Below are 7134 nucleotides of genomic sequence, written 5' to 3' on the forward strand. Positions count from 1 at the left end.
CTTCTTCTTAGCATCATTGCTTCTCAAACTCCACTAAGAACTGTTAAATATCGCTCCTCTACCTCACTTGTAAAAGTGAGGTCTTATTAAATTGTACATCCATTATATACTAACATATAATTTATGTCAACAACCTTTTCATTTCATTTGCTATAGTGATTCTAGAGAAGTCAAACATATGTGACACGACCTCTGAAAAATTTTCTCTGAATAATGCTGTGGTTTTAAAAAAATAGCAGTAAACTTGTGCATATGTTTCCACAGGCTTCAATATTATAAAGCATAATATAATACTGGAGGACTTAATACTTGACATTCTTTTAACGACTACCAGAATATATTAACCTCTTAGAACTTTGTAATAATTTATGATATAATGAAAAAACATTCTTAAATCACAATTTAAACTACAATCACAATTTAAACTACTAAGGAGGTTGACTTGATGAAAAAACTTAGCTCTAAAGAAATTTTAGTTATTGGTTTTGCTTTATTTGCAATGTTTTTTGGTGCAGGGAACTTAATTTTTCCACCCTCTATTGGCCTGGGGGCAGGAACAAAATGGAAAGCTGCTTTATTGGGTTTTTCTTTAACTGGTATAGGCCTTCCTATACTTGGAGTACTATCTGTAACTATATCAGGTGGTTCTATTGATAGTTTGTTAAGTAAAGTTGGTCCTAGATTTGCTATAGTTTTTAGTATTACAATAATAATATTAATAGGTCCACTATTGGCTACTCCTAGAACTGGAGCCACCGCTTATGAATTGGGGATAAAGCCCTTTTTTCCATCAATAAGTCCACTTATAAGTTCAATAATATTTTTTGGCATCACTCTATTTCTAACAATAAACCCTACTAATATTGTGGATGTTATTGGGAAATTCTTAACACCTATACTTTTAATTATGATATCAACTATTATTTTTAAAGGAATTTCTATTCCTATAGGCATACCTATAGATACACAAATATCCCAACCTTTTTCTATAGGTTTTGGAGACGGATATCAAACTATGGATTTACTTGCCGCAATAGTCTTCGGTAGTATAATAGTTGATGATATAAAAAATAGAGGCATAACGGATAAAGATGAACAATTTAAAATAGTTGCTAAAACGGGACTTATTGCAGCTACTGGTTTAGGAATTGTTTATGGAGGGCTTTTATATTTAGGGGCTACAGGTAGTTCTGTTTTCCCACCAGATATGGAGAAAGTAGCTTTAACAACCAATATAACAAATACAATATTGGGTAGTTGGGGAGAAGTAGTATTAGGCTTATGTGTATATTCTGCTTGTCTGACAACATCAGTTGGTCTTACTGCTACTATAGGACATTTCTTTAATAAAATAAGTAAGGATAAAATAAAATATGAAACCATTGTTATAATATCAACTATAATAAGTATAACGATTTCTAATATTGGCGTTGAAAGTATAATTACATTTGCTGACCCTATATTAAAAATAGTATATCCAATAGCAATCGTATTAGTAATTATTAATGTATTTGATAACTTAATTGAAAACAAACGAATTTATCTAGGTGCAACTATTGGAACATTTTGCGTAAGTCTAGTAGATGGACTGTCTGCAATGGGTATTAATACCTCTTACATAAGTAAGGTTGTGCAAACGTTTCCATTTGCTGATAGTGGTTTTGGTTGGATGCTACCAGCAATTCTAGGAATTATACTAACTCATTTAATTACAAAGATAAAAGAAAATGCTCCTGTATAATGAATAGTTTTTAGGAGGCAAAACATTGGGATTAAATTCAATGGAACCTAAGTTAAGTTTTATTACAGATATACTAGAGTGGTATATATATAATTATGGCCTTCTTAGCTATACTATCATCATTGTGGGAAGTATATATTTTCTATGTATAAAGGCTCTTTTAATCAACATAAGAAATGAGCAATACGATAGGGTGCTTATGCTGATAATACTTATGTTAATAATATTAGGTGGGCTTATAGGCTTTGGTATTGAGAATTCTTAGATATAATTATAAATGTGATATTCTGTTAAAACAGAATATCACATTTACTAGGAAAATATAAATCTTTATTATTTTAAATAAATCGTTTTAATCTTACCCATACTTTCTATTCTTTCTTCTGCCATTTTGTCAGCTGCTTTGTAAGTAGGTATATTTTCTGATTTAGAAATTTCAAATATCCTCTTAACGCTGTCATAAACTCCAGCTGCTCTAGCCATTGCTCTTTCTGCATTATAACCTTTCATTTCCTCATATACATTAATTACTCCACCACTATTTATTACATAGTCTGGAACATACACTATACCTTTTTCCTCTAGCATATCCCCATGTTTTTCTTCAGCTAATTGGTTATTTGCAGACCCTGCCACTATTTTACATTTTAATTTGTCGATTGTGAAATCGTTGATTATTGCACCCATAGCACATGGAGTAAATATATCACAATCCACACTATATATATCATCTGGCTCTACTGCTGTAGCACCAAAGTCTTTCACAGCCTTTTCAATACTATCTTTTCTAATATCTGTTACATATAATTTAGCTCCAGCTTCATGCAAATGTTTGCAAACAGTATATCCTACAGCTCCTAGTCCTTGAACTGCAACTACTTTACCATTTAAATCTTGACTTCCATAAACTTCGTCTACTGCTGCTAAGATTCCCCTAAACACTCCATAAGCTGTTACCGGAGATGGGTTACCGCTTTTTCCTTCTAATCCTACTACATGATCAGTTTCATCATTTATGTATGCCATATCTTGCGTACCTGCATTCATATCTTCTGCTGTTATATATCTACCAGATAAACCTTCTACAAATCTTCCAAAAGCTCTAAATAATTGTTCACTCTTGATTTTTTCGGGATCGCCTATGATTACAGCCTTTCCACCACCAATATTTAAGCCTGCTGCTGCATTTTTATAAGTCATTCCTCTAGCTAATCTGAGAACGTCTATAATTGCCTCTTCTTCAGACTCATAATCCCAGATTCTAGTACCTCCAAGAGCAGGTCCTAAAGTAGTATCGTGGATTCCTATAATTGCCTTTAATCCTGTTTCACGATCTTGACAAAATACCAATTGTTCGTAATCAAATTCTTCTAAGTAATCAAAAATATTCATAATACATCCCCCTTATTTTTTGTTTTACATCCTTAACTTAAAATAACAAATAGGATGCAAACGTTTCCAGAGTGTCCACTAAGTATACATTCACTACTATGTTAAACAATGTACATTAGCTATATATTATATTATACATCTTTTTTCACATAAATTCAATTCCTTTAGGTTATATATATAGAGCTAGTTAGGCCCCTAACCTTCTAATACAATTCCATATCAATTTAGTGAGATACAATAATATAATACAATTAAACCGAAGCGTACTACTTCTGTAAAGATACTCACGAAAACAACCATTGACTTAAAACTGCTTATAATATTACATATATATTTACTATAAGAAATACCCTACTGTCTAGGGTATTTCTTTATGGAGTAGGAGTTTATATTATAAATTCCTTATTTAATTTTCTGTCTTTTTACTTTGTGAACTGTTCACCACTTACTCACTACGTTGGTTGAAGTGGGAGCTTCTTGGTCAATAGTAACAACTTACCAAGTTTACCCAAACTCTAAGGGTAGTTCCTACCCCAGTAATACCAAAACTACATTTTAATTTTTAACAACTATCTTTAATAACAGTAAGTCATCATCTTCGATGAACTCTAGTATATATTCTCTTATATATCTATAACAAATATAATTGTCTAATAAAAATAACTATAAATATACCTATCCCCCTGGAAACTATTAATTTTCTTTTTTTATGCCAGTATAGTTTCCAAAACAATACTGGATATATTGACTTCTATTTCTATCAAATTGAAACCCTTGACTTTCAAATTTTTCTAAAATAAACCTATCAACCCCATAGGGACTTTTTAATTCATTAATAAGTTCTTTACTCATTGTGACTGTATAATCAGCCATTGTTATTATAAATTCATCATCATTAATATTTTGCAATTGTACTTTTTCTCCAAATTCTCTACTTAAAGCTGATACAACTATTTTAATAAATTCCTCAGCATCCATATTCTTCGACATATAACCCCTAATAACTCCACTTGTATTCATGTAATCAACTCCCATAAATTATTTATAAAATAAAAAATCTCCTTATCCCATGATAAGAAGATATGAAATGATTATTTTCTTCACCTCCTTATCGAACTTTTAGCTGAACCACCTTACATAATGCAGGTTGGTATAGGGTCTTTGAGCTAAATCTCTACCCTAACTCTTGATATTTTGGCGCTAAATTGTATATCTTTAGTATATCATAAAGATTATTTTCTAATCCTATATATGTCTATGTTAACATAAATGCGCTGCTAAACCAACAAAGATTCCCATAAGCATATTAATATTATGTGCTTCATCGGGTAAGGTGTTATAAATCAATTTCACTGAAATCAAATACTTCTTCAATTGTTAAACCAAAATATTTTGATATTTTATAGGCTAATACTAAAGAGGCAGTATACTTCTCATTTTCTATTGATGTTATAGTCTGCCTAGTCACTCCTACTATATTAGCTAATTCTTCTTGGGATAATTTGTGTTTAGCCCTTAATTCTCTTATTTTTGTTTTCATTATTCACTCACCTTTGTATAGTATACTTTACATCCTCCCTTCCCAATTACTTCATTTATAGGTTAGGCTTTCTCGGATAAAGTTCAGTATTATACTACTTATATTCCTATTATATATTAGGGAAAATAAAGGTAAAAAGACAATTCCAGATATATCTATTGGTGAATAATGATACCATAACAGACCAAAACCGAAAGTATACTAAAGAGTGAACCTATTAAATAATATTCAGCAAAAGTTGGATTCTTTGAAATCTTATCAAACCTTGCTACAGATTTAGCTGTAAAAACTAATCCTATTGCTCCAAATTGATTATAATACATAAGTACAGCTATCAATAATCTTTCTAAATTCCCAATCATAGCTCCTGCACCTTCTATTGTACTTTTACTATTATTAGATTCTTCAGGAGCATACTTTTGAAATAGTATTTTAAAGCTAGTATTAACAGGTTTTAAAATTATAAGAATAAATAATGTCCATTTTAATGAATTGCTTGAAATTGATTGTAACCAATTTATATCTTTATCTATTATTATTTCACCAATATAATATATAAGTATTATATGTAATATTTGATGGAGCAAATATATTTTATCTTTTCTCTTCCCTTTCATATTAAGCCAATATATAAAAACATCTATAATAAAATGTAGAATAAAATAAATTACTATATATTTTAATTTTTTATAATTTATTATTACTAAAATTATAGATCCAATAAACAAACAAATAAAATGGTTCTTCAATCTTTTTTTATACTCAACACAGTCAAACCCAGCATCTATAAATAAATAATATTCTAAAACAAAATAAAAAATATATGTAATAACTGTCCAATTATCTATCTTTATCCCCCCCTATATATTCAATTTCTTTAGCTATACTATTTTTACTTGATAAATACAATCTTATTCCACTTGTCTTAACCCTTCTTGACATTGCTGATTCAGATATATTAAGTTTTTTTGCTAATGCCTTTTGTTCAAAGTTTTCACTATATATACCACTCTCTAAAAGAGTATATAATACTTCTTTTTGAGTATTGGTCCAGTTTTCTTTCATCCAGTCTGTATAAGAAAGTAAATGATTTATAATATTATCGCTTTTAGTCTTGCCTCTAAATAATATTTTGCTATTTCCATAATTATTATTGTTATGAATAAATTCAATAGCACTTCTTGCATTCCAATATGCCGGTCCATCTGCCCCTATACTTTTTTCATAATCAATATCCGTATATATTTCTCCTAATCCTATTCCATATCTTATCTTAATAGGATCCATTCTGTAAGATATATAATCCAACATTTTGAAGATCTCTAAATTTGGTTTCATTAATACTTGAAATTCATCTCCTAAAGTAATAGTCCATTTAGATACTATATAATTTTTATAGGACATATTTATTTCTTTTATTATTTTATTTAACTCTTCTTGAACTTTTATTCTGTATTCTATATTTCTTGAGTCTATTATATCACCAATAATAGCTAATAATTTTTGATTTCCCATTGCAATAACCCTCTCTATAATATGTTAAATTTATTATATCATAGGTTCACATTAGTTGCAGTTATACATGCAATAAATAAAAGTTGCATGTATAACTGCAACCTTTATTTGGGTGTATTATTTACTTTTAACGTTTCAATTATTGTAGGTGGATTGTAATTCAAGATATCTTTAATTGATAATTTATAACTTTTCTTGTTAATATATTTGTGTAGTTGAATCTTTAATCCTATAAAATTTTCCAGATTCTAAATCATCTTACGATTCTACATATTTAACTTTAAATCCAACGAGTTTCAACTACTATAGTACCTGGCATCTTCCAGTTTCCAATAAATTCTTCCTTATTTTCCACTAAGGTATTGAAGCCACTTACAAAGGCTTTATATAAGACTTCCTCATCTAAGTACTTATTTTTACACCTTATTTCGCTCTTCTTCCTATTTTAAAATAAATCTTATCCCGTATTATTTGTTCTTACACACCTTTTATTCCCATTTAAAGAATAATTAAAAAGTATAGAAATAATTAAAATATTTAATGTTAACTACTGTATTCCTCAATTATTTTTTCTACATATGCTAACCTTCCACGACCTAAAGCTGCATAGTAAGTAGCATGTTTACTAGAAGCCTTGACTGCCTTTCTTAATCCTTCCTCGCCATAATCCTCTAATATGGATTCCAAAAAGTATCTAGTAGAGTATTCATTAAGGGTCCTAGTATACCTCTCTCCTTCCATCATAGAGTAGAAAGCTGAAATATAATCACCGGCAGACCCTGGATTCATATTTACTTGATTCGTAATCTGATCCCTTCCTTCGGTTCGGCTTAGTTTACCCTTAAAAACTTTCTTTGAAATCTCATAAGCATATGCTACCATTTCTTCTGTAATAGGTGATGAAACGCTATCATATTCAGAGTTATGGAAATTTTCATCGACTTCT

General features: G+C 29.7%; 8 protein-coding genes. 2 read left to right on the top strand and 6 right to left on the bottom strand.

Annotated elements, in window-relative coordinates:
* Positions 1-445: 445 nt before the first annotated feature.
* Positions 446-1741, top strand: a complete 1296-nt coding sequence (gene brnQ / locus VK071_10640; GenBank protein ID HLR35766.1) for a branched-chain amino acid transport system II carrier protein — start codon at positions 446-448, stop codon at positions 1739-1741.
* Between the two features lie 25 nt (positions 1742-1766).
* Complete coding sequence (locus tag VK071_10645; GenBank protein HLR35767.1) at positions 1767-2006, top strand: hypothetical protein; 240 nt, start codon at positions 1767-1769, stop codon at positions 2004-2006.
* Between the two features lie 68 nt (positions 2007-2074).
* Here VK071_10645 and VK071_10650 read toward each other — a convergent pair whose 3' ends face one another.
* The 6 genes from VK071_10650 to VK071_10675 form a co-directional block, all read right to left on the bottom strand.
* Complete coding sequence (locus tag VK071_10650) at positions 2075-3133, bottom strand: Glu/Leu/Phe/Val dehydrogenase (protein ID HLR35768.1); 1059 nt, start codon at positions 3131-3133, stop codon at positions 2075-2077.
* 693 nt (positions 3134-3826) lie between these two features.
* On the bottom strand, positions 3827-4153 hold the full coding sequence (locus tag VK071_10655) for a hypothetical protein (protein ID HLR35769.1): 327 nt from the start codon (positions 4151-4153) through the stop codon (positions 3827-3829).
* A 316-nt stretch (positions 4154-4469) separates the two neighbouring features.
* Positions 4470-4673 (bottom strand): helix-turn-helix transcriptional regulator, encoded by a 204-nt coding sequence (locus tag VK071_10660; GenBank protein HLR35770.1) that lies wholly within the window; start codon positions 4671-4673, stop codon positions 4470-4472.
* A gap of 155 nt (positions 4674-4828) precedes the next feature.
* The gene (locus VK071_10665; GenBank protein ID HLR35771.1) at positions 4829-5422 is read right to left on the bottom strand and encodes a hypothetical protein; all 594 of its coding nucleotides are present in this window, start codon (positions 5420-5422) and stop codon (positions 4829-4831) included.
* A gap of 91 nt (positions 5423-5513) precedes the next feature.
* Positions 5514-6188, bottom strand: coding sequence for a SatD family protein (locus tag VK071_10670; GenBank protein ID HLR35772.1), 675 nt, complete (start codon positions 6186-6188; stop codon positions 5514-5516).
* Between the two features lie 543 nt (positions 6189-6731).
* The coding region (locus VK071_10675) for a hypothetical protein (protein ID HLR35773.1) at positions 6732-7134 on the bottom strand (403 nt) is incomplete at its 5' end.

The sequence above is a fragment of the Tissierellales bacterium genome (genome assembly GCA_035301805.1).
GTDB lineage: Bacteria > Bacillota > Clostridia > Tissierellales > DATGTQ01 > DATGTQ01.

Excerpts from the sequence above, each read along its gene's own strand:
- brnQ (HLR35766.1), top strand. The coding sequence starts at position 446 with ATGAAAAAACTTAGCTCTAAAGAAATTTTAGTTATTGGTTTTGCTTTA.
- VK071_10650 (HLR35768.1), bottom strand. The coding sequence starts at position 3,133 with ATGAATATTTTTGATTACTTAGAAGAATTTGATTACGAACAATTGGTA.
- VK071_10655 (HLR35769.1), bottom strand. The coding sequence starts at position 4,153 with ATGAATACAAGTGGAGTTATTAGGGGTTATATGTCGAAGAATATGGAT.
- VK071_10660 (HLR35770.1), bottom strand. The coding sequence starts at position 4,673 with ATGAAAACAAAAATAAGAGAATTAAGGGCTAAACACAAATTATCCCAA.
- VK071_10670 (HLR35772.1), bottom strand. The coding sequence starts at position 6,188 with ATGGGAAATCAAAAATTATTAGCTATTATTGGTGATATAATAGACTCA.